Origin of the sequence: Pseudomonas sp. CFBP13528 (genome assembly GCF_005233615.1) — a bacterium.
In the GTDB taxonomy this organism is placed as follows: Bacteria; Pseudomonadota; Gammaproteobacteria; order Pseudomonadales; family Pseudomonadaceae; genus Aquipseudomonas; species Aquipseudomonas fluorescens_AM.
The window spans coordinates 38,348-60,161 of record NZ_QGAJ01000007.1 but is presented as its reverse complement, the minus strand read 5'-3'; the positions used below and the strand labels follow the sequence as shown (position 1 = coordinate 60,161).

Genomic DNA, 21,814 nt, shown 5'->3' with positions numbered 1-21,814 from the left:
GAAAAGATGTCATCCCGAGAAAACCGTCGAACTCAAAGAGTCAGCGTCATACTCAGTCACCGGGGGAAGTTGTGGCATCTGCGCTACTTGTTTGGCAGCCCCCACCACGTACTCGTAGCTCGCTGACTTGACGATGTAGTCGCCTTCAGTGCCCGACTCGATGCTGAACGGATCCAAGGTGATGTAGCTGCCGCCGGCATTGAGGATGATTTTCTTCTTGGCCGTAATGCGGATCTCGTCCTCTGTGCTGCTGATCTCCAGCCCATGGCGTGCCATCAACTCCAGTTTGTCGTTCTGCGCCTGGATGCTTACCGGCCCTTGGTTAGCGATCAGCTTGATGCCCAACTTGCGTACGAACACGCTCAGCCCCTGCCCCACGCCCATGAACAGGCGCTTGACCACACTGATATCGGCCTGGCCGCCAGCGTTGAGCATCAGGTTGTGCTCAGCGGCCAGTTGCAGATGCCGGCCGCTGGTCAATGCAATGCCCTGTGGGGCGCTCAGCAGCAGTACCGCCGACTTGAGCTGTTCCAGGTCTTTCTGCAGCAGGTTGAGTTGCGCCTGCACATCCGCCGGATCAGCCTGGCTGGCTTCGGCATCCACGGAGAGGGCCTGCAGCTGCTCGCCGGCCTGCTGCAACCGACCCACGGCGGCGGTCATCTCCAGCATCGGCCCCTGCGCGCGGCGCTGGGCGTCGGCACTGATAAACAGGCCTTTGCCGCCACGAATCGCGGCATGCCCATCGGTGCGCAGTTCCGCACCCTCTCCGCGCGGTTGGCGCTCGGCATCCACCAGATGGCCAAGGTTGAGCTGACTCTTGCCACTGTGCTCTGTACTGAGTTTGATGTGCTCCTGCCCGCGGGTATCATCCATGCGCAGTTTATTGTTGGCCGGGGTGCGCAGTACGTTGCGCCTGTCGTTGCGCAGGGTCACGTGGTCCACATGCTGGCTGTCGTGCAAGGCATGGGCGATGTAGGGCCGGTCCGGGTCGCCCTGTTCGAAGGCCACGGCCACTTCGGTGCCGGCAATCAGCGGTAAATGCAGGCCGTGGGTGTCGCCGGCGTAGGGTCGGGCCAGGCGTAGCCAGACGCTTTCTTCACCGGCCTTCCAGCTGTCGCGATCGAACAGGAAATTCACCCGATAGCGCCCTTCCAGGTCGATATGGGCGTAGGGGTCGTTGGCCTGTGGGCTGGTGACGCGGGCCGGGACGGTGCCGGCGATCTGCGGCTTGGGTGGCACCGTTGGACGGAAGCACACCGTTTCTGAATAGGGTATCGCCTGAAAGGTGGCCTCAAAGCTTTGGTCGCGGGCAGCCTTGGTGGCCAGGCCGGTGATCACTGCGCCCGGCGTATAGGCCTGGGGGGCACCGCCGGAGACCTTGAGCACCTGGCCCGGCGCCAAGGTGGCGCTGCTGCTGGTGCCGCTGAGCTGTGTCTGCCCGTTCAGGTAGCGTTCGTGGCGCAGGCGCGCATAGCAGTAGCCGCTTTCGCTTTGCAGATCCTCGTCTTGATCCAGCCGGTCGCCGAGAGCAGTGTAAGGTTCGGCGTAGTGATAGGCCTCGCCGTAGGTGGTAGCCGCGCCTCGGCTCTGGTCGACTTCACCGCTCAGGTGGGCGCCGGCATCGCGGTGGTGGTAAGCCCGGAAATGCACCTGCTGCTCGACCACGGCGTGGCTCGATTGCAGTTGCCACACCGCATCCTGACCGCTGCTGCCCAGCCCGGATTGCGGGCGAAGCGGCAGCTCGATGTCGAACTGGTAGAGGCGTTGATCATCGCAGAACTCGACCACATCGATGCCCAGGCGCTCGTCGCTGGTGAAGCGGTACCAGATGCCCACCTCGGCGAGCAGCCGGGCGATAAAGTCCAGGTCGCTCTCGCCGTATTGCATGACCTGGTCGCGTTTGGGGTAGTCGCGTTTGACGCTGAACAGAAAGTCCTGGCCTTCCAAACCGTGGCGGCCGCGCAGAATGCTTTCGACGATTTCCGGCACTGATTGGTGCTGGTAGATACGGAACTGCCGGCCACGACCGAGCAGGGCCAAGCGCGGCTGCAAGGTGATCTCATAAGTAGCCTGGTCGTTGGAGCCGGACTGGCGCTTGAAACCGGTGACCACGCCATGCAGGGTGCGCAACGGTTCGACCTGTGGTGCGCCGACACCTACAACCGGCAGTTTTTGCGGCGCGGCGTGCAGGCTGAAACTGGCGTCCTGGCCGAGCAGCGCTTCCGCAGCCAGATCACGTTCGGTGCTGGTGAACTCCACGCGATAGGTGAAGGGTTGGCTCAGGTTTTCTTGGCCTTCAAAGGCCAGGACATCGAGCCGGGCCTCAACGTTGCGCACACTCAGGCTGTGCCGACTGTGGTCGAAGAAATTTTGCAATCCGCTGGACATGCTCACATCTCCAGGGCGACGGGCTGCGCCGTGTCTTGAACATCGGTGAAGTGCAGGCTGATGCCTTCATCGTCGCAGTAGCCGAGGCGCACGCCGTGGGTGCGTCGCTGCGCCGCGCGGCGCTCCAACAGCTGTTGACTGAGTACGGGCAGGATTTGCTCGTTGAGCAGGCTGTCGATATTGCGTGCACCGGAATCGGGCAGCAGGCAGGCGGCAACCAGCGCGTCAGTCAGGGCGTCTTCAATCTGGCACTCCAGGCCGTAATGGCGCTCCAGGCGCTTGGCGACCTGGGCCAGTTTGATCGCCACGATGCGCTTGAGTGCATCGGCTTGCAGTGGGCGATAGATCAGGGTTTGAAAGCGTGCCAGCAACGCAGGTTGGAAGTGTTCACGCAGGATGGGACGCAGCAATTCATGCAGCACGCTGTCCGGTGCATCCGGTTGTTCCTGCACACAGGTTTGCAGCAGGTCACTGCCGAGGTTGGAGGTCATGAGAATGACGGTGTTGCGAAAGTCGATCTCGCGCCCTTCACCATCGCGCATAAAGCCGCGATCAAAGACTTGGTAGAACAGATTCAGTACGTCGCGATGGGCCTTTTCCACCTCGTCGAGCAGCACGACGCTGTAAGGCCGTTGGCGCACGGCTTCAGTGAGCACACCGCCCTGGCCGTAACCGACGTAGCCGGGTGGCGAGCCTTTGAGTTGGCTGACGGTGTGGGCTTCCTGGTACTCGGAAAAGTTGAGGGTGATCAGCGATTTTTCGCCACCGAACAGGCTGTCGGCCAGGGCCAGGGCGGTTTCGGTCTTGCCCACGCCGCTGGTGCCGACCAACAGGAACACGCCCAGCGGCGCCTTGTCATCGGTGAGGCCTGTCTTGGCCGCCCGCAGGCGCTGGGCCATGGCGCTCAGGGCCGCCGCCTGCCCGATGACACGCTCGCCTAGCTGCTGCTCCAGCATCAGCAGATTGGCCTGTTCGTCCTTGAGCAAGCTGCCCAGTGGCACCCCGGTCCAATCGGCAATGACTTCGGCCACGCTACGCGCGTCGACATCCAGCGACAGCAGGGGTTGATTGCCCTGGACATCGCTCAACTGCCGTTGCAATTGCGCGCAGGTTTCCCGCTGCAGCGGCTGCGTTTGACGCGCATCAACCAGTTGCTGGGTCAGGTCAAGTTCTTGCCGATACTGCTGCTCCAGAGCGATGTATTGGCGTTGCAGCTCGGCGTGTTGTGCGGCGATCACCGCCAGGCGCTCATCGGCACCATACCCGCCAAGACGCTGATCCTGTTCCAGGGCTTGGCCCTCCAACTGCAGGGCCACTTGCTGGGCACTCAGGCGGATCAACGCCTGCGGTTCGCAGTCCAGGCTCATACGCACGCGGGCGCTGGCGGTGTCCAGCAGGTCGACGGCTTTGTCCGGCAGTTGGCGACCGGTCAGGTAGCGCCGCGACAGGCTGACCGCAGCCTGCACGGCCGCATCCTGAATGTGCACGCCATGGTGGGCGGCGTAGCGCCCTTTGAGGCCGCGCAACATCAGGCCGGCGTTGGCATCGTCCGGCTCATCGACCTTGACCATCTGGAAGCGCCTTTCCAAGGCCGCGTCGCGCTCGAAATACTGCTTGTACTCGCTCCAGGTGGTCGCAGCGATGGTGCGCAACTCACCTCGGGCCAAGGCGGGCTTGAGCAGGTTGGCTGCGTCGGCACCGCCAGCCTGGTTGCCGGCACCGATCAGGGTGTGGGCTTCGTCAATGAACAACAGCACCGGTTGCTCGGACTGTTGCACGGCGTCGATCACGTTTTTCAGACGTTGTTCAAACTCGCCTTTGACACCTGCGCCCGCTTGCAATAACCCCAGGTCAAGGGTGCGCACACTGACCGATTTGAGACTGTCCGGCACCGTGCCGTGGGCGATGCTCAACGCCAGGCCTTCAACCAATGCCGTTTTGCCAACGCCCGGCTCGCCCACCAGGAGTGGATTATTCTTGCGGCGACGACTGAGAATATCAACGACCTGGCGAATTTCGTCGTCACGGCCGAACACCGGGTCGATCTGCCCTTGCGCTGCCTTGGCAGTGAGGTCATGGGTGAACCTGTCCAGCACCGCCTGCAACGCCTCAACTTTTTTCGTTGCGCTGGGTGGGAGTATGACGGGCTCACCTGAAGACGTTGCGGGGCTGTCCGACGCGGCTGAAGCCTGCACCTCGGGCCGCTCCTCGGACGATTGATCCAACAGCACCAAAAGGCGCTGCAACTGAGCCTCACTGAGGCTGAGCAAAGGCCAGGCGGCTTCACACACCAGCAAGCTGGGTGTCTCCATCAACGCGCTCAGCAGGTGGACAGAGCGCAGGCTGTCGTTGTTGTCGTCCAGCGAGGCCCGCAACCAGGCGTTCTTGATCAATTGCTGCAACGGCTCCGACAGCTGCGGCTTGCTCTGTACGCTTCGTGGCAGACGGTCGATATGCTCCAGCAACCCGTACCACAGCGTCTCCATATTCCACTCGTAACGACGCGCAATCACGGCCAGGTCACCGTCTCCCTGCCCCAGCAACTTGAGCAGCCAGTGTTCAATGGTGATCTGTGCATGCGCACGGTTTTGGCACAGCGAGGCCGCTGCACTCAATGCCTGGGCGCAGTAAGGGTTGAGGCGGCGAAGCAAGCGAGTGGAATTGGGTGCCATACGGTTACATCCTTGTTCGGTGATCTGGGTGTGTCGTCGATAAAACCAGCCAGGGTTCTGCAACTCGATGTGTTTGGCTGAACGCCCGCGAGCAGACGCTCAACCCAGCACACCGGCAGCCAGCAGGCGAAAGCACGCCTGCGGCTCCGTGCTTATCACGCGCTTTGGCGTTCGTTCCACGAATCGGAGTGGATGATGTTGCCGTCCTTGTAGGTCCAGGTGACCTTCTCGTAACGCAACTCGACCTGCTCCAGGTGGTTGTGCTTCTCTTTGGCTGGGTCTTTGACGTCGTGCATTTTCGGCGCGACTTTCACCACCTTGACGTTTTCCAGTTTGGTGATGAAATACTCGACTTCCTCCCCGGCGTCGTCGATGCGATACCACTTGAACTCAGCACTCTTGAGGGTTTGCCCGGTGGTCACCGCCTTGTAAAGGTAAGGGCTGGACGAATCGATTTCCTTGGAAAACAGAAACGGGGTGTGTACGCGCGTCCCGGTCAACTTGCCGGTGTTGTTGTCGGTGGGGATGTACAGGCTGTGGTCCTGGGCAACCACTTCGATGCTGCCTTCGCGCTTTTGCACGTCCACCGAACCTTTGATGCTTGCGCCGCCGTCGTCTTGCAGCCAGAGGTAAACGGGAATTGCCATGTGAAGCTCCTTTTCTTGGAAATTTAACTGTCGCGGGAAGCGACAGGGGGTTGCCTGTCCGGCTCCGCGGTAGAGAGCACACACGCCCCTGCCTCCGGTACCAGACGGATATCTACGCGGCGATTGGCTGCACGCCCCGCTTCGGTGTCGTTACTGGCGATCGGCTGGCTGGCGCCGAAGCCCTGCACCGCAAAACAGCTGTCGGGCATGCCGCCCATCCGCTGCATCCAGGCATGCACGGCGGCGGCGCGGGCGTGAGATAGCCGAAGGTTGTTATGCGAGTCGCCGGTAGCGTCGGTATGCCCGGCGATCACGATCAGCCAGCCTGGCTGCGCCTTGATGCCGACCAGCGCATTGATCAGGACTTTGGTCGAATCCGGCTTGAGCTGGGCACTGCCGGTCGCGAATAGCGACAGGCTGTCCAGCCGTACGGGGTTGGCAATTTGCGTGGGCGGTGTGGCCGACGGCGGCTCAACATGCGCGGCCAGCACTGCCAGCAGCGGCGCGCGCAGGCGTTCGCCGCGGTACAGGCCCAGGCCGAATGCCAGGGGTACGCCGTGCCGGTAGTAGGCGTCCAGGCGCTGTGCGTCCTGACGAAGAACGGTCACGGCGTCGTCACGCCAAAGAAACTCGCGCTGGCTACGTTGAGTCGGCTGAGGGACGGCCGCGTAACGCCGCAGGTCGTCACTGACCTGGCGTACCAACAAGGTGTTCTGCCACGCTGAGCTTGCGAGTGCCACGGCACCGGCAAGGGCGAATAGCCACAGTGCCGCGACGCTTGCCCGCTGCACAGGAGCGCGCAGCGGGCCGAGCGGGAGCAGGTTGAGTAGAGGATCCGGGAAAGGCAAAACCGCATCCTTCGATGCCGATCGGCTGTCAGCCAGCGCTACTCTGCTGCGCAACCATTGCTGCCACAGATTGCCCTCCACGGCGCTGGGCAAAGCCGGTACCAGCCTGACCGCACAAACCGACGCCACCCCTGGAGCACGGCGAGTGGCAAGGTACGGCAGCACCGCGTCGTGCAACCAGGCCACGACATTGTTCAGTTGTACACCTGCGTGCATCCGCGCCGACTGTACGGACGAGTCTGCGGTGTGCTGCTGCCACTCATCCAAGCTGACACACGCACCCGCATCCCGCACAAGAACGTCAGACTGGCCATTGACCCAACTGAACCAAGGATCCTCGCCCTGCAAGGTTTGCACGTAGCTCACCAGCAATAACGGCAGGGCAATGCCGCGTTTACGTACCAGGGTCAATTGGTGGCTGAGGGCCCGCACCTGGCCGGCGAGTACAGCACCATCACTATGCGCACCGGGGTTAACGGTGAACATAACACTGAGTTGCGCGCGCCAGCTTGGACGTAGCGCCAAGAGTCCATCGGTGACGGCTACCAGTTGTTCCAGACTGGGAACACGGATATAGCAACCTTGTTCGGTTACGCGCAGGGCCATCTGTTCGGCGGGAGCCCCGCTGAACAGTCCATCCAGGCCATCACCGCAGACCAGCACGACAGGATGACGAAATGCTGCCGCAGGCAGGACCCTGTTATCGGCCAATGAAACCAATCCACGGTATTGAAGGGCACGACGCCCCAACAGCATCCAGGCCCACACAACGAAACCCACGGTAATCATCACACCCGACGCCCGCGCCCACATGCCGAGTGGAATAATGGCCAGCAACACGAAGGTCAGAGCGCCCGCCCACAGGCAAAGAACTCGATGCAGGTTCAAGGTCATCTCGCCTTCACCCCTGATCCGGCAAGAGCGAGGCAACAGCGTCGCTCAACAGATGATCCAATCCCCACCAAATGGCCGTAAGTGTCATCCCCACGGCCACTACATGGACCAGAGGTGAGCGCAGCCAAGCCAAGCCTGCGATCAGCTCACTGCCGTTCGCCTGCGTCATCAGGCTTTGACTGACCCGAAGTGGCGTAATCCGTGCACTGAGGTCAACCAGTAACTGTTCCCGCTCTGGATCACTCAGATCACGGTAGCGCCCACGAAACCCCAACATGAGTACGCGTTGAAAGGCCGTCAGCACATGCCGATCGGGCGCAGGCTCGCGCAAGACGTCGCGCATGTCTTCATACAGAAACTCGCCCGCCTGATGGCGATTGAAAAACTTGGTCTGCAACGGTTCGCTGGCCCAAAAGGCGTGCGCGTCATCTTTGGCGCAAGTGAGTACGGTTTCATCGAGCAACGCGCACTGCGCATGGCTGATGTGATCGATGCTGCGCTGGCTCAGGCCCGCCACTTTCAACTGCTGCCGAACGTGTTCAACCTGCTTAACACACAGCTGAGACAGGTCCTGGCTGCGCGGCACGGAGGCGCCCTGGCGCAACTCAACCACCAGCAGGTAGGTGTCCTGCAACAGCGCATCAATATCCACGGCCATTGCGGTACGTTCCTTGGAGGCAGTCAGGTTCATGAGCGCAGCACCGCAAACAGTTCAAGCTTCACATCGGCCAAGGTGCTTGGCACATAGAACGCGCATACCCCTTCGTCCAGCACCGCCTGCCCTTTGGAATGATCGAGGTCCAGCGCGAAATACTGGTTTTCCAGACGCAACGGAATCGCAGCCGGCACATGGCTGAGGGATTGCAGTGGAACGCCGTCGAGTGCGGCGTTGACCAGGTAATTGACCTCGTCGGGCGTGCCGATCTTGCACAGGCGTGGAAACTGGTCCTGCAACTGCGCGGCGGGCAATCGGCAACGCACCGACAGATAGAAATCAGCACCCTCACGCTCGCGCAGGCGAGGGTCGTTCAATGTGACCTGCCAACGATTGGCACCCTGCTCTTCCAGTTCCAAGGCAAGCACCCGCGACGGCAGGCTGGCTTCCAGCAGCAGCGAAATGGTGTGCATCAGTGGTGGGAACACCGCCTCCAAAGACTCGTGCCGGTAGGCTGGAATCTTGTCGAGATCGTGCTCCAATGAGAACGTCAGCAGGCTGCCGGCCAGCTTTATCAGCTGCTGATAGACCTGCTCGGGGGGGCGTGCGGGAAACGCCTGAAGGTCCGCCAAGACAGGCTGGTAAGTATTCAAGGCATTGAGCAACCAGAACAGCGACACATCGGCCACGGCAAAATCGGCCATGCGTTGATTGCTTTCGCGGCGCATGCCCATCAGCCGTTGCCGCTTGGCCGACAGTTGCGTCAACAGGTTGTCCAACTGGTTCAACAACCCGGCATGGGCAGCGAAGCTCAGCAGCGGCGGCACATAGGCCGGGTCGAGGCTCCAGGCGCCCTGCCCGTCACGCACCAGTCGCGCGATCGGGCAGGTCATGTAATCGGCATTGTCATCGCGCTGCAGACGCAGGCTCAGTGCATGTTCCATCACACCGATTGTCTGAACTTCATCCGCATAGGTGTCTTGTACCTCGCGCCACGACTGGCGAAAGCGCAGCGGTCGATCAACTCTGCCGCCCTCAAACAGGCAGTTGTTGCCATTGGCCTGCTCCAGCGGCAAGGCCAAGTGCAACAACGCGTGCTGGTCGTCGTCAGCCAGTAGCTGTGCCAGCTCCAAGGCCGGAGGCAGGTGGTCTGCCTGCTCAGTGTCGATCCAGGTGCCATCCGGCATTCGCGCACGCAGTTGGGTCGCCTTGAGCTTACCCAGCCGCAAAGCCTGCGGGTCAAACTCAACGACCTGGACCCCCCAAGGATGAACCAAGGTCAGACGGGAGAGCTGCTCGTTGGCCCAAGCTTCCCAGCGCGCCTGCTGCTGGAATTGCTGCGGGCACAGCAGCGCCCCGGCAGCCCATAGAGGGCGATCGATCTTCATGGCATCGTTTCCCTACGACTGAGTCAGGCTTTGGCCTTGGGCATCTGCGAAACCAACGACAGGTTCACGTCCATACCCTCGACCTGGAAGTGCGGCACGGCGTACAACTTGACTCGGAAGAATCCCGGGTTGTCCTCGATATCTTCCACTGTGACCTTCGCATCCCGTAGAGGGTGTGAGGCCTGCAAGTCATCGCCGGGGTCAGTCATCTCTGTTACCAGCCCACCGATCCATTTGTTCAGTTCAAGCTCCAGCAAACGACGGTCCTTGGTCGTGCCGATATTTTCGCGCTGGATCAATTTCAGATAATGGGCGATGCGTGAGAGCAGGAAAATGTAGGGCAGGCGGGCGTTGATTCGACTGTTGGCCGTGGCGTCGGCCGTATCGTACAGCGCAGGCTTTTGCGCAGAGTTGGCCGAGAAGAAGCACGCATAGTCACGATTCTTGTAGTACGAAAGCGGAATAAAACCGAGATTGGCAAATTCAAACTCACGCGTTTCCGGGATCATCACTTCAGAAGGGATCTTGACCTGGCTGCCGGTGCCCAAGTCGTACAAGTGGATTGGCAACTCAGTGACGGCACCGCCGGACTGTGGCCCACGAATCTGTACGCACCAGCCATTGCTGATGAAACTTTTGACCATGTTGGCGGCAAACGCAAACGACGCATTGGTCCACAGGTACTTGTCGTGATCCGGCCCCTTGACGCTTTCAATGTAATTGAAACTGCGCACGGGAGCGGTATCAGGCCCATAGGGCAGTCGCCCCAGAACGCGCGGCATGGTCAGCCCGATGTAACGTGCATCATCGCTGTCGCGGAAAGCCTTCCACTTGATGTATTCGGCACGGTCAAAGTAGTTGCCGATGTCCTTGATCGCGGCGACCTCTTCCATCGACGCCTTGCCAAAGAAGGCCGGGCCCACGGAACCCACGAACGGCATATGCGCGGCAGCGGCGACCTTTGAGATGTTACGCAGCAGGGAAATGTCCTGCGGGCTGCGGTCAAATTCGTAGCTGGAAATGGCCGCGGCAATCGGCTCGCCACCCGGAGTATCGTATTCCTGAGTATAGGTATGCAGATACAAGCCACTCTGGGCGATTTCCGGGGCATCCTCGAAATCCTGCACCAAGTGATCCTTGCTGACGTCCAACAGCTCTATACGAACATTTTGACGGAAATCCGTTTGATCAATCAGCGATTTAACGCCGCGCCAAGTTGACTCGACGCGCTGAAAGTCCGGGTGATGCATGACGGCATCAAGTTGCCGACTGATTTGCATGTCCAACGAAGCAATATGCATATCCAGTAGAACCTTATCCAAACGTTCGACTTTTTGTGAAGATTGCTTGAGCAACTGTAAGAATACACTGACGGCGGCCGTTACTCGCTCATCGACCGACACCTCAGACAGCGCCTCGGAGCGCTGAAAAACTTCAATACCCCCCAACGTGGTGACGGGGCTCAAGTTGATTTTATTAAACAGATCACCATAAACGCCAGCAGACGCTTCAGACAATACTGTGGCGCCGCGCGATTGCACGCTAGAGTTCTCTACGGACATAATTTAACTTCCCTTTAAAACAACCGATATGAATTAACGTTCGTCTTTGGGTGCCAAAGCAGCCAACTCAACGCGCAGCTCCTCGCTGAGTGCGTCATCCTTGAGGATCCGCTCCAGCTCATGACGAAAAGTCACGTTGTCCAATAGGTTCGACTTAAGATCACGCAACAGGTTACGCATGGCCAGCAAGGCGCGCAGCTGTGGGATCTGACGGGCCACCTGCTCGGGTTCGAAGTCCTTTATGCTCTGAAACTTCAGCTCGACAGAGGTGTCGGATGCGTCATCAGCCAACGTATTATCAACGGCGAACTTGAGACTAGGTGAGAACTCGCCCAAGACGCTGTCAAAGTTATTTTTATTGATGTCTATCTTGCCTCGCTCAGAGAGCGGGCGCTGCTCCTTGCCATTGCTGTAGTCGCCCATCACCATCAGCTTGAGCGGTAATTCAACTTTCTTCTGAGCACCACCGGTATGCAGATCAAGTTTGATATTAACTCGTGCCTTGGGCACCTCATTCTGAAAACTGTTTGTAGCCATAACCCCTTCCTCCAGACACTTTTTCAACAGCTGATGCTGGTGCGAAAACTTAGACTGGAACCCATACCTTTAGCTGGCGAGCACGAGCGCCACCAACTGCAGCACATAATTCCCTTTCAAAGGTCATAAGCGCTTACAAGTGTTGCGCCTAGTTCCTTCATTTCAAGAATGAAGTATTTCAAGGATTTATTACTAGCCCCCACATAGCCGAAGAGAACTTTCGACAGAAAAACAAGGCAAATTCCTACATACCTTCTTGTCGCACCAAGCTTAAGCGATGTCAAAAACAGCACTGTCCTCCCCATTTGAAGGTAATGAGCACTAGCTGCGCACTCGGAAGGCACGGCCCCTAACGATCCGGAACGATTCCTCAATCTGCGCGCTGTAGCCGATTTCTGTCATCCCCACGAACACTCTGCCGTGGGTTCCATCTCGATTCTTTCCGAGTGATTGTGGGGCCAACCACAGGCTCCTAGACTCGGCCGCCGTAGGGCAAATCTCTGTTCCCTCATGATTCTTTATAGGCGGCACGTCGCACACCACCCTGTCGCCGCCACTCGCAAGGAGCCACACCCGTGACCAGAACCTCAACCGCCCTTTTACTGCTTGCAATGACCAGCCTGCTGGCAGGCTGCGCCACGAATCCCAACGTTCTGCAGATACACAAAGTCACCGCCGAAACGATCGGCCTGGCCTCCACGGATGAACTGACCATGGGTCCGGTAACCAAGGGCAAGGAAGACTTCCTGGTCGGCGCTGAACTGACATTCAAAGCCACGACGGCGAAGGGACGCGTATTCAACTGCTCGACATTCATGACGCCGGGCATCCTGCTTGAGCCACCAACGTATTCGCGACTGACGTGTACGAAGTAAGCCCGCCATCCGGTGCGGGCAATGCGCGCACCGGCTATCCGCACCGATACAGGCATGAAGGGTTTCAATCGCAATCCGCATCCGGCTGGTTGAGAAACACCAGCACGCCCAAAATGGCTGCATAGAATTTGAATGCTGCGTTCTGACCATTCCACTCCTGGGATTGCCACATCAAAAACCACTCGCCGCCAATCACCATAAAGCCGAAGAACCACACCAACAGGCCCGTGGTTAGGCCCGCAACGGCGAAGGCCTTGGCACGGTTGAATTGCTGAGCGCAGTTGCGCCGGACGCGCCACAACATCAGCCCGCCAACAGCCAGCAACAGGGCCGTCAGCGCCTCGCCTGCAATGATCGCCCAATAGGCACCGTGCCATAACCACGGGGCGTTGATCGCGCGCGACATGGCAGCGTTGCCAGGGAAGGTGGTGTCCATGCTCAGTACGTGCCGGACGAAGTTGAAATTTGAGGCGTAGTCCGTGAGGTTATTGAACGCTGCCAGCGCGGCGAAGACCGCCAACATCGCGACCAGGACCAACTTTGCATAACGCGTGACCATGCTGATTCCCTGAAAATGCCTGAGACGCTCAGCACGTTACACCTGCATCGGCCCGCAGCATCCGCCAGGTGTCTATTGATGATGTAGGAATCCGCTGAATCGACTGTGGACGAAATAGGTGGGGAGCGAGAGACAGCTCAAGGCAGGCGATGCCTTTGTCAGCGTGCTCGATGTTTTGACAAGCCCACTCCCTCCCACCGGCAACCTGATGATTGATGCCAGTTGGCAGATTCTTCACTCAATCGTGCCTCTATTCAGTCGCTCTTGAAGGATCGCTCCTACACCTTTGCCAAGCACTTCCGACGGCCCCTTCTGAAAAACCCAACAGTCACGAAAAATGACGAGCCCATTTCCCCGATAAACGTTATGTATTTAGCTGTTCTGGGCAAGCCGCCCATGCCTCCATTCACCTCATGAAGGGCTAGGATCATGCTAAATACTTCGTTTATTTCCTCACTGCGTAGCGCCGTCGGCACATCCCTGCGCGCCCGCCAACTCAACCGAGAGGAAGAGCGCTTGATCCGCTACTACCGTTTATTGTCGGAGCAGGATCGTGAAGCGGTGCGCTGTCTGATGTTTGCGGTCAAGGAAGCCAGCCGGTCCGAACACCCTAAGCAGTAGTAGGTGACCTATGTGACCGCGATCTCGTCGCCGAAACAGTTTGCCCTGCTAGAGCACGAAGCCCCATCGCCGTGGAGGATCCGCGTATCCCATGCCCACCTTCGTCCTCCTCAAGCCACGATTCCCTTCGGCGGCCTGACGTTCTCCCGCTGCACAGACGCGCTGATCCGACAGGATCTGCTCGACTCGCTGCCCTATGTGCGCCGGCACATCTGCGGCGATTGGGGCAATGTGCGCTCAGAGCATCGACGCAACAACGAAGCGGCTTTGGAACTCGGCGGCTACCTGCTGTCGCACTGCGCCATCAGTGAGGACTTTGCCCTCTGTATCTCCACTGAAGCGGACCGGAACCTTACTGCGGTGTTCCTGCTGGATGAGTAACGACCACCGGCCATAAACCGGCGTGTGCCTGAAGCGGCTTGACGGACCTCCACTACCAAGCATTCGACCACACTGCCCGCATGTTCGCTGGCGTCGTCGGCAACGTCCCAGGCGGTCAAAGCCTTCAAGACCGCGGTGCGTCAACCGCGCATTGGCCGCGTCATACCTTCATTCCAAGGGCGCCCACCCTTGCGGTTGGGGAGCCCCGCTGTTGCAAGGAGACCACCCTGTCATTGTTCTTCAAAGGCAGCGATCTGAAGCCGGCGCTGGCAGAGACTATCGCCAATCAATGTCCCATCATTCTGGTCAAGGACCCAGGCGTCTACTGGCTCGCCGAGCGGGGCGATCTTGCCCTCGGCCAATAATGCGCGCAGATGCACGCTGAAATATTCCGCGCTGACGGCCCGAAGCGTCATCGATCGCCGCCCTGTAGTCGCTTCATTTCCTTGCTGATTGGCCATCCCACATCTGGATGGCTTCAGGATGCGCATCGGGTCCGATTCATGTCTGGTGGCGGTGTGGTTCAACGACAACTCTTCCAGGCGCTGTGCTGGGGATATCACCGAGCGCACGATGCAAAAGCACTCCGCAGCTGCACGCGGTCACATGGCTGGATTGACGTGGGGTTCCTGGTGATGGGTGCGGCTTACTTTATTTGCGGTGTAATACCGACGTTATTTACCCGTAGGCCGGGCATGCCGAATGGTGAATTCGGAGATAGGCAGGGTGGGCTGCGCACCCGATGCTCGTCTGGCGACCCGAGAGGATCCAGCAACAATACGAATTTGAGTCTTTCCGGAAAAAGTACTCAAAAAGGTACTCAAACGTAGCGGATCTCTTTGGAGTCCAGTGGTTATGCGCAGAAACGAAAAAAGACGCCTAAGCGTCTATTTCGTGGATCACAGGGTCGAGTGGACATCTGCGGATCAAATTTTGGAGCGGGAAACGAGACTCGAACTCGCGACCCCGACCTTGGCAAGGTCGTGCTCTACCAACTGAGCTATTCCCGCTTGGTGATGCGCATTCTATAGAATCCTCGGCAGCCGTCAACCCCTTGATTCAAAAAAGTTTTATTTCTTTTCAACGGTGGTGCGCAGGTGAGGCCAGGCGGCGCGCAGGTATTGGAGCATGGACCAGAGTGTCAGGCCCGCAGCGATGAGCAGCAAGGCGTAGCCGGTCAGGACCCAGAACGAGAAATCCGACGGGTTGGCCAGCAGTATGACCAGCGCAAGCATTTGCGCAGCGGTTTTCCATTTGCCCATGTTGGAGACGGCGACATGGGCGCGGGCGCCGATTTCGGCCATCCATTCGCGCAGGGCCGAGACGACGATTTCGCGGCCGATGATGACGGCGGCCGGCAGGGTCAGCCACAGGTTGCCGTGCTCCTGCACCAACAACACCAGGGCCACGGCGACCATGAGTTTGTCGGCCACAGGGTCGAGGAACGCGCCGAAGGGCGTGCTCTGTTCCAGGCGGCGGGCCAGGTAGCCGTCGAGCCAGTCGGTGGCGGCTGCAAAGGCGAATACCGAACTGGACGCGACGTAGCTCCATTCATAGGGCAAATAGAACAACAAAATGAAGATCGGGATAAGCAGGACGCGTAGAACGGTGATCAGATTAGGGATATTCATCGGCACAACTGGCTACGAGGTGAGAAGGCATTCTATTCGCTGTGCAGATTGGCATAAATCAATTCAGCGAGCTTTTTACTGATACCGGGTGCTTTGGCTATTTCGTCAATGCTGGCACGGGAGAGCTCCTGCAAGCCACCAAAATGTTTAAGCAAGTCGCGACGGCGCGTCGGGCCGACCCCCGCAACGCCTTCCAGGGTTGAGGTTCGGCGGGTTTTGCCGCGACGCGCCCGGTGACCGGTAATCGCGAAGCGGTGGGCTTCATCGCGGATCTGTTGAATCAGGTGCAGTGCCGGGGAGTCGCCCTTCAAGGTGAACTCATGGGCGGCATCATTCAAGTACAACGTCTCGAAACCGGCCTTGCGCGTGGCGCCCTTGGCCACGCCAAGCAGGATCAGGTCGGGCACGGCCAGTTCGTTGAGGACGTCGCGGGCCATGGATAACTGGCCCTTGCCACCGTCCACCAAGAGGATATCGGGCAACTTGCCCTCCCCGTCCTTCAACTTGCTGAAGCGCCGCGTGAGCGCCTGATGCATGGCGGCATAGTCATCGCCGGCGGTGACGCCTTCGATGTTGTAGCGCCGGTAGTCAGCCTTGATCGGGCCTTCAGGGCCGAACACCACGCAAGAGGCCACGGTGGCCTCACCGCTGGAGTGGCTGATGTCGTAACACTCCAGGCGCTGCGGTGGCTCGTCCAGGTTGAGCACCTCGGCCAGGGATTCGAAGCGTGCGGCAACGTGCTGTCGATTGGCCAGGCGTGCGCCCAGGGCCTGTTCGGCGTTGGTCACGGCCAGTTGCTGCCAACGGGCCCGGGTGCCGCGAACGCGGTGGCTGATGTCCAGCTCGCGACCGCGCAGTTCGTGGATCGCCTCGATCAGGGTGGGGAAATCTTCGTGGACCACGTTGACGATAAGCTCCGACGGCAGGTCGCGCTCGGGACTGCTCACATAGTATTGGCCGAGGAATGCCGCCATGACCTCGGAGACGTCTTCGTCGATCCCGGTCTGCGGGAAAAAATTCTTGCTGCCCAGCACTCGGCCGCCACGCACGCTGATCAAGTGCACACAGGCACCTCCCGGGTTCACGAACGCCGCGATCACGTCGACGTCGCCGGTGCCGCCTTCCATGCTTTGCTGGTCCTGGACGCGGCGCAGCAAGGAGATCTGATCGCGCAGCTCGGCGGCCTTCTCGAAATCCAGGGTACTGGCGGCCAGCTCCATGGCCCCGGACAGCTCATCGGTGAGCGCGTTACTGCGCCCTTCGAGGAACATCACCGAGTGACGCACGTCCTCGGCGTACTCGGCAGGCTCAACCAGCCCCACGCAGGGCGCCTTGCAGCGCTTGATCTGGTACTGCAGGCATGGCCGTGTACGGTTTTTGTAAAAGCTGTCCTCGCATTGGCGCACAAAAAACGTCTTCTGCAGCAGGCTCAGGCTCTCACGAATGGCACCCGCGCTGGGGTAAGGCCCGAAATACTTGCCCTTCTGCTTCTTCGCGCCACGGTGAATGCTCAGCCGCGGGAAGTCGCCGTCCGATAAAAACACGTAGGGATAGGATTTATCGTCACGCAGCAGGATGTTATACGGAGGCCGCCATTCCTTGATCAACGTCTGTTCAAGCAGCAGCGCTTCGGTTTCATTGGCGGTGATGGTGGTTTCGACCTGGGCGATGCGCGCGACCAGGGCGGCGGTTTTCGGCGCGAGACCGGTCTTGCGAAAGTAACTCGCCAGACGGTTTTTCAGGTTCTTGGCCTTGCCCACGTACAGCAGGCGCGCCTCGCTGTCGAACATGCGGTACACGCCAGGGCGGCCACTGCAGGTCGAGAGGAAGGCACTTGGATCAAACGGTGTGGTCATGTCAGGCGCTGGCGTCCACCATGCCGTGACGCACCGCGAGCAGGGTCAATTCAACATCACTGCTGATGGCGAGTTTCTCGAAGATGCGATAGCGGTAGGTGTTAACGGTCTTGGGCGACAAGCACAGTTTGTCGGAAATCGACTGCACCTTCTGGCAACCGACGATCATCAAGGCAATCTGAATTTCCCGCTCCGATAGCGCGTCGAACGGCGAATCGCTGGTGGGCTGGAAGGACTTGATCGCCAACTGCTGGGCAATCTGCGGGCTGATGTAGCGCTGCCCGGCAAATACCAGGCGAATGGCTTGCACCATCTCTGCAAGGCCGGCGCCTTTGGTGAGGTAACCGGCCGCCCCCGCCTGCAAGAGGCGTGTAGGGAACGGGTCTTCCTCGCACACGGTCACCACCACAACCTTGATATCCGGATGGCTGCGCAATAATTTGGTCGTGGCGCCAAGACCGCCGATACCCGGCATCTTGACGTCCATCAGCACCACATCGGGTTTCAACTCCCGGGCCTTGATCAGAGACTCCTCGCCCGACTCGGCCTGGCCGACTACTTGCAGGCCATCGATGTCAGCCAGCATTCGTGTAATGCCTGTACGAACGAGATCATGGTCATCGACTACTAGCACCCTAATCAAGCAGACACCTCGCGATATGGTCTTTATAGGTTGCTGAACACCTTAGCAAAAAACCGGGTCGCAGACCTAGCCGCTGGCATCATATATATATGGAGCTTGACCGCTCGGCACGCGCCCACTGGCGGTGGGACGGCCGTATTTGCTGGTTGAAAGGTCAGGAATCCTGCGGATGCGGCTTGATTTTTCCATTCCGGGAAAGGGAATACTCGGCCAAGGTCGACGTCAGGCGGCGGATTGCATCCTGATCCTCCTTGAACATCGCCCGGTAATCAATCAGGACTTTTTCTTCAAGCTGGCTCAGGTTTTCCAGCTGAATCGGTGTGGCAGTCCCGGTCAACACGTACAGGATATCCACGCCTCTCTGTGCCACACGAGACAAGTAGTCAGCCTTGGGCGCACGCCCACCACTCTCGCATTTACCCTGTGCGTTGGCTTCAACCCCTCCGATTTCACCAAAAAATTTTTGCGACAGGCCCAGTCGCTCTCTCTCTTGCCTTAAACGCGAACCGATTCCACTCATTTGGACGTATGATCCTGTTTGGCACACCTCAAGAGGTGACACACTCATCTCTTCGCCAGGCAAACTTGAACGATTTGAACTATGCCCGGAATCCATACTGCTGCACAAGCCAAGGCCTGACTGGAACATCCAGGAAAGTCAGTTGAGGGGCCGCCCGTGAACACGGCGTCGATCCGGCAACCACCGATCAAGTGCTCGCTGGGCGCAAAAAGGGATGGCGTGGGTAGACCGGCAAGGTAGCGATCCTTTTGGGCATGAAAGAGGCAATCATCCTTGCTGAGGCTGATGGCCAGCACACCGATCAGGAAGTCGGCTGCTGGACCAGTATGCGCTTATCAGGCTCCAGCGCAGGCTTTTAGCTTGAGCGACAGACGCGCTCCATTCGCCAGAAGCTGTCTTCTTCACCGACAACGCTGAATCCCATGCGCTCATAAAGCTTTTTGGCCGGATTGGTCTTGAATACGGTCAAACGCAACAGCCCCGGCGTGCGGGCCTTCAAAGCCATCTGTTGCAGCACCCAGCTACCGGCGCCGAGCCCACGGTGCTGCTCGAGCATATGCAATTCGCGGATATAGAGCGCGTTGCTGTCACAGCTCAGGCTGATGAACCCCAGCACCCGGTCATCCTGGCAAATGATCCAGTTTTCCCGACCGGCCCAGGCCGTGTCGAAGCCATCGTTGGACCACAGCAACTGGTTTTGCTCGTAATAGCGGTTCATCGCCTGGTGAGTCAGGTTTCGTGCAAAGGGCAGGTCCCGGTCCGTAGCAGCGCGCAGGTGGAAGGTCATTTACAGCGCCACCGCAGCGCAGTCGAGGTCAAGGTAGTCATGGTCGGGTTCCGGCAATCAGTGTTGGATGTCGTCAGCATATCGACACTTGCCCCATAGCCGTAAGTCCCGCTGCGCGATAGAAATTACTGATTGAATCCGCCCGCCCAGCTCTAGTAAGCTGCCCGACATCATTTGGAGACCTACCATGTTGCCACTCACCCACACCCAGGTTTGCCCTGCCGCCAGCGCCTCGCGCTCGGTGTCGGCTACCCGTGTGAACGGTTCGAGTGCACTGGTCAGCTTTTATTTTGGGTATTGGTTTAGCCACTGGCGCGCCTGATACCTGAAATCGGCGCCCACTACTCAAGGGGTCGCCTGCCAGAGAAATCTAACCCCCGGTCGGCTCCCCGACCGGGGGTTTTGTTTTTCCAGGCCCTGATAATTTGCTCAACCAAACACACTTGAAGGAATCACGACATGAACTACGCCACCTATTACCGCTACGACACTTGCGCTGCATGGCGATTTAGCCAGCTCCGTTCGGGACAGCCTGCCGCCTCCGATCGGTCACCTCTTGGTGGCAAGCCAACACACGTAGCCGATACGGCCAATTGTCGAACACCCCAGTAGGCCAAGCGTGCGGGAATTGCCCGCCGCTTGCCCAGGAAACCTTGAATATGAACGCCTCTGTCGCAGCTTTACCCGCCTCTACGCTGAACAGCGCCAATGAAGCCCTGACCCAGCGCCTGCCCAGCGCCCATGAGCTCAAGCATCAACTGCCCCTCAGTCCGTTCCTCAATGAACAGGTGCATGCCCATCGTCAAGCCGTGCGCGCCATCCTCGATGGCCAGGACTCACGCTTGCTGGTGATTGTCGGCCCGTGCTCGATACACGACCCGCAGTCGGCCATGGAGTACGCGCGCAACCTGAAGAAGCTGGCGCTTGAAGTCAGCGACCAGATGCTGCTGGTTATCCGCGCCTACGTCGAAAAACCCCGCACCACCATTGGCTGGAAGGGCCTGGCTTACGACCCGCACCTCGACGGCAGCGACGACATGGCCGCAGGCCTGGCCCTGTCCCGGGAACTGATGCGCGAAATGCTGCGCCTGGGCCTGCCGGTCGCCACCGAGCTGTTGCAACCCATGGCCGCCGGCTACTTCGACGACCTGCTCAGCTGGGTCGCGATTGGCGCGCGCACCACCGAATCGCAGATCCACCGCGAAATGGCCAGCGGCCTGGGCATGCCCGTGGGTTTCAAAAACGGGACTGACGGCGGCGTCGCGATTGCCTGTGACGCGATGCGCTCGGCCTCGCACCCGCACCGCCACTTCGGCGTCGACAGCCAGGGGCACCCGGCGATCATCCAGACGCCGGGCAACCCGGACACCCACCTGGTGCTGCGCGGCGGTCACCGTGGGCCGAACTACGATGCGCAGAGTGTGTCCCAGGTGAAACACGACCTGGCCAAGTCCAGGGTCGCTGCGCGCATCATGGTCGATTGCAGCCATGCCAACAGCGGCAAGGACCCGCTGCGCCAGCCGGCGGTGTTCAACGAGGTGCTGGAGCAGCGCTTGCAGGGCGACACGTCGTTGATCGGCATGATGCTCGAAAGCCACCTCTTCGAAGGATGCCAGCCTCTGGGGCCGTCAATGAAATACGGCGTGTCGGTGACGGATGGTTGCCTGGGCTGGGCGGGCACCGAACAGTTGCTACGCAATGCCGCGGTACGCCTTCGTGAACATGGCGACGGTTGACTGGCAACCTTCAAACTGTGGGAGGAGGCTCGGCACACCGGTATCGTGTGCGACGCCCCCACAGTTTTATTGACCGGCCCTGATAACGCTGCACAAGCGCCGGATCAGACCCCGACCACCGATTGGCGCGACAGTGCCCTTAACCAGGGCAAAACCCGCAAGCCGGTCATGGCGTGGGGCGGGTCGATGATTTCCATGAAATGTTCGAGATCGACGTTGTCCGGCACGCCCGGCAGGCGTACCGATACGGTCGGCATGGCGTCGGCGGGTACGCTCAGGTCCAGGTTGTCATATACCAGCACATGGCGTGCCTGAGGGTTGGGCCCGCTTGCATGGGCCGCCAGTACCGCATTGATGATCAGCACATCGAAGGGTTCGGCCGGAATGGCGGTAAGGATCTGGACTTCTTCAAAGGTCCGCACCGGCACAATCCGGTGATACCCCAACTGGTTGAGCATTTTTTCGATGTACAACCGTTGCAAGTGCAAGTCATCGGCGATGAGGATAGTCAGTGCTTTGTTTGGCATGGCAAACCCCTGGGCAGGCAGCGCTCGTCATTGAGCGTCGCCCATTTTCCAGACAAATGCCGAACACAAAATCAGGCATATTCCCCC

Annotated in this window: 20 protein-coding genes, 1 tRNA gene and 1 pseudogene; 5 read left to right on the top strand and 17 right to left on the bottom strand. The window is 59.5% G+C overall.

Annotated features, from left to right (window positions below):
• Positions 1 to 9: 9 nt before the first annotated feature.
• The 8 genes from vgrG to tssB all read right to left on the bottom strand — a co-directional run bounded on the left by vgrG (position 10) and on the right by tssB (position 11,591).
• Entirely contained in the window at positions 10 to 2,388 is a 2,379-nt protein-coding gene (gene vgrG, locus PspCFBP13528_RS15385; protein ID WP_101220866.1) for a type VI secretion system Vgr family protein, read from the bottom strand.
• A 2-nt stretch (positions 2,389 to 2,390) separates the two neighbouring features.
• Positions 2,391 to 5,060 (bottom strand): type VI secretion system ATPase TssH, encoded by a 2,670-nt coding sequence (gene tssH, locus PspCFBP13528_RS15380; RefSeq protein WP_101220865.1) that lies wholly within the window; start codon positions 5,058 to 5,060, stop codon positions 2,391 to 2,393.
• 155 nt (positions 5,061 to 5,215) lie between these two features.
• On the bottom strand, positions 5,216 to 5,707 hold the full coding sequence (locus PspCFBP13528_RS15375) for an Hcp family type VI secretion system effector (RefSeq protein ID WP_065952232.1): 492 nt from the start codon (positions 5,705 to 5,707) through the stop codon (positions 5,216 to 5,218).
• A 23-nt stretch (positions 5,708 to 5,730) separates the two neighbouring features.
• Positions 5,731 to 7,449: an OmpA family protein gene (locus PspCFBP13528_RS15370; protein WP_137200526.1), complete on the bottom strand. Its 1,719-nt coding sequence runs from the start codon at positions 7,447 to 7,449 to the stop codon at positions 5,731 to 5,733.
• Between the two features lie 7 nt (positions 7,450 to 7,456).
• On the bottom strand, positions 7,457 to 8,140 hold the full coding sequence (gene tssL, locus PspCFBP13528_RS15365; protein WP_137200525.1) for a type VI secretion system protein TssL, short form: 684 nt from the start codon (positions 8,138 to 8,140) through the stop codon (positions 7,457 to 7,459).
• Positions 8,137 to 9,492 (bottom strand): type VI secretion system baseplate subunit TssK, encoded by a 1,356-nt coding sequence (tssK, locus tag PspCFBP13528_RS15360; protein ID WP_065952235.1) that lies wholly within the window; start codon positions 9,490 to 9,492, stop codon positions 8,137 to 8,139. Before tssK ends, tssL begins: the two co-directional genes overlap by 4 nt.
• A 23-nt stretch (positions 9,493 to 9,515) precedes the next feature.
• The gene (gene tssC, locus PspCFBP13528_RS15355; protein ID WP_137200524.1) at positions 9,516 to 11,054 is read right to left on the bottom strand and encodes a type VI secretion system contractile sheath large subunit; all 1,539 of its coding nucleotides are present in this window, start codon (positions 11,052 to 11,054) and stop codon (positions 9,516 to 9,518) included.
• 33 nt (positions 11,055 to 11,087) lie between these two features.
• Positions 11,088 to 11,591, bottom strand: coding sequence for a type VI secretion system contractile sheath small subunit (gene tssB / locus PspCFBP13528_RS15350; protein ID WP_101220860.1), 504 nt, complete (start codon positions 11,589 to 11,591; stop codon positions 11,088 to 11,090).
• 575 nt (positions 11,592 to 12,166) lie between these two features.
• On the opposite strand from tssB, the gene PspCFBP13528_RS15345 reads away from it, so the two are divergent.
• Entirely contained in the window at positions 12,167 to 12,466 is a 300-nt protein-coding gene (locus PspCFBP13528_RS15345; RefSeq protein ID WP_241669094.1) for a hypothetical protein, read from the top strand.
• 64 nt (positions 12,467 to 12,530) lie between these two features.
• Here the strand turns inward: PspCFBP13528_RS15345 and PspCFBP13528_RS15340 are convergent, their stop codons facing one another.
• Positions 12,531 to 13,025 (bottom strand): DUF2165 domain-containing protein, encoded by a 495-nt coding sequence (locus tag PspCFBP13528_RS15340; protein ID WP_137200523.1) that lies wholly within the window; start codon positions 13,023 to 13,025, stop codon positions 12,531 to 12,533.
• Between the two features lie 429 nt (positions 13,026 to 13,454).
• Here PspCFBP13528_RS15340 and PspCFBP13528_RS15335 point away from each other — a divergent pair, with 429 nt between their 5' ends.
• Positions 13,455 to 13,646 (top strand): hypothetical protein, encoded by a 192-nt coding sequence (locus PspCFBP13528_RS15335; RefSeq protein ID WP_065952240.1) that lies wholly within the window; start codon positions 13,455 to 13,457, stop codon positions 13,644 to 13,646.
• Positions 13,647 to 13,649: 3 nt separating this feature from the next.
• The gene (locus PspCFBP13528_RS15330) at positions 13,650 to 14,027 is read left to right on the top strand and encodes a hypothetical protein (RefSeq protein ID WP_137200522.1); all 378 of its coding nucleotides are present in this window, start codon (positions 13,650 to 13,652) and stop codon (positions 14,025 to 14,027) included.
• A gap of 230 nt (positions 14,028 to 14,257) precedes the next feature.
• Here PspCFBP13528_RS15330 and PspCFBP13528_RS28070 read toward each other — a convergent pair whose 3' ends face one another.
• From PspCFBP13528_RS28070 to PspCFBP13528_RS15295, 6 genes are all read right to left on the bottom strand, one after another.
• Entirely contained in the window at positions 14,258 to 14,554 is a 297-nt protein-coding gene (locus tag PspCFBP13528_RS28070; RefSeq protein WP_162515430.1) for a hypothetical protein, read from the bottom strand.
• A 407-nt stretch (positions 14,555 to 14,961) separates the two neighbouring features.
• Positions 14,962 to 15,037: transfer RNA gene (locus PspCFBP13528_RS15315), tRNA-Gly, on the bottom strand.
• A 60-nt stretch (positions 15,038 to 15,097) separates the two neighbouring features.
• On the bottom strand, positions 15,098 to 15,658 hold the full coding sequence (gene pgsA / locus PspCFBP13528_RS15310; RefSeq protein WP_034119069.1) for a CDP-diacylglycerol--glycerol-3-phosphate 3-phosphatidyltransferase: 561 nt from the start codon (positions 15,656 to 15,658) through the stop codon (positions 15,098 to 15,100).
• A gap of 32 nt (positions 15,659 to 15,690) precedes the next feature.
• Positions 15,691 to 17,514 carry an excinuclease ABC subunit UvrC gene (gene uvrC / locus PspCFBP13528_RS15305; RefSeq protein ID WP_065952242.1) on the bottom strand — a complete coding sequence of 608 codons (1,824 nt, stop codon included), beginning with the start codon at positions 17,512 to 17,514 and terminating at the stop codon, positions 15,691 to 15,693.
• Between the two features lies 1 nt (position 17,515).
• Positions 17,516 to 18,157 carry a UvrY/SirA/GacA family response regulator transcription factor gene (uvrY, locus tag PspCFBP13528_RS15300; RefSeq protein WP_017530522.1) on the bottom strand — a complete coding sequence of 214 codons (642 nt, stop codon included), beginning with the start codon at positions 18,155 to 18,157 and terminating at the stop codon, positions 17,516 to 17,518.
• 154 nt (positions 18,158 to 18,311) lie between these two features.
• Entirely contained in the window at positions 18,312 to 18,677 is a 366-nt protein-coding gene (locus tag PspCFBP13528_RS15295; RefSeq protein ID WP_101220855.1) for a helix-turn-helix transcriptional regulator, read from the bottom strand.
• 120 nt (positions 18,678 to 18,797) lie between these two features.
• Here PspCFBP13528_RS15295 and PspCFBP13528_RS27855 point away from each other — a divergent pair.
• A pseudogene (locus PspCFBP13528_RS27855) lies at positions 18,798 to 19,036 on the top strand (DNA-binding protein).
• Here the strand turns inward: PspCFBP13528_RS27855 and PspCFBP13528_RS15285 are convergent.
• Positions 19,033 to 19,464: a GNAT family N-acetyltransferase gene (locus PspCFBP13528_RS15285; protein ID WP_101220854.1), complete on the bottom strand. Its 432-nt coding sequence runs from the start codon at positions 19,462 to 19,464 to the stop codon at positions 19,033 to 19,035. The pseudogene PspCFBP13528_RS27855 and the gene PspCFBP13528_RS15285 sit on opposite strands and share 4 nt — an antisense overlap.
• Before the next feature lie 659 nt (positions 19,465 to 20,123).
• Here PspCFBP13528_RS15285 and PspCFBP13528_RS15280 point away from each other — a divergent pair.
• Entirely contained in the window at positions 20,124 to 21,200 is a 1,077-nt protein-coding gene (locus tag PspCFBP13528_RS15280; protein WP_065952244.1) for a 3-deoxy-7-phosphoheptulonate synthase, read from the top strand.
• Positions 21,201 to 21,304: 104 nt separating this feature from the next.
• Here PspCFBP13528_RS15280 and PspCFBP13528_RS15275 read toward each other — a convergent pair whose 3' ends face one another.
• Positions 21,305 to 21,727 carry a chemotaxis protein CheY gene (locus tag PspCFBP13528_RS15275; protein ID WP_137200519.1) on the bottom strand — a complete coding sequence of 141 codons (423 nt, stop codon included), beginning with the start codon at positions 21,725 to 21,727 and terminating at the stop codon, positions 21,305 to 21,307.
• Between the last annotated feature and the right edge of the window lie 87 nt (positions 21,728 to 21,814).